This is a genomic window from Pseudoalteromonas rubra, from assembly GCF_000967655.1.
Classification (GTDB): Bacteria; Pseudomonadota; Gammaproteobacteria; order Enterobacterales; family Alteromonadaceae; genus Pseudoalteromonas; species Pseudoalteromonas rubra_A.
The window spans coordinates 1-686 of the sequence record NZ_JXYA01000155.1; the positions used below are offsets into that span (position 1 = coordinate 1).

2 pseudogenes are annotated in these 686 nt (G+C 45.6%); both read left to right on the forward strand.

The annotated features are described in order from the left end of the window. Positions 1-189: pseudogene (locus TW77_RS25550) on the forward strand (MarR family transcriptional regulator); the annotation flags it as partial. A 5-nt stretch (positions 190-194) separates the two neighbouring features. Next, positions 195-686: pseudogene (locus tag TW77_RS24020) on the forward strand (hypothetical protein); the annotation flags it as partial.

Consider the following 686-nt stretch of genomic DNA (forward strand, 5'->3'; position numbering starts at 1 on the left):
AACGCTGATGTAACGCGAATACTGGCCAATCTGGTAAAGGCCGGGTTTGCCGAGCGGCTGCCAAAAAATGATAAACGCTGGCGGCTTAGTAAGGCGCTGGTGCAGCTAAGTAACACGGTAGATCACAATTTTACTAATGCACTGCGTGAGCTACAGCAAGAAGCGATTAATTACAGAGTACTGGGGTAATAACGATGACAGATACACACATTACACCCGAACAGGAAAAAGCCCTGATTGAAGGCAAAGACATTCTGGCGTCTAAACAGGATGCTTTGCTGCAACTGGGCCAGATCCAGGCATTTAATTTTATTGGAAAACTGGTCACTGTGACCGAATTAAAGGTTGTACAGCAGATAAAGGAATCCAAGAGTTACAAGGGCTTAACTTATCACGATGATCAAGGAAAACTGGTCACTGTGACCACTTGGGAAGAATGCTGTAAGCATATACTAAAAACTGATAGGCAAAACCTTGATCGCCGTTTGGTAAACCTTCAGCAATTTGGGGAAGAGTTCTTTGAAGCTGCCCAAAACATGAAACTGGGCTACAACGACTTACGCGTTTTGCGCCAGTTGCCTGAAGACGATCAGGCGCTGGTGATTGAATCGGAAGCCGTTGAAACGGGCGATAAGGATGCGGTTAAGCAGCTGATTGACGACCTCAAAGCCAAGCATAAAAAAGAG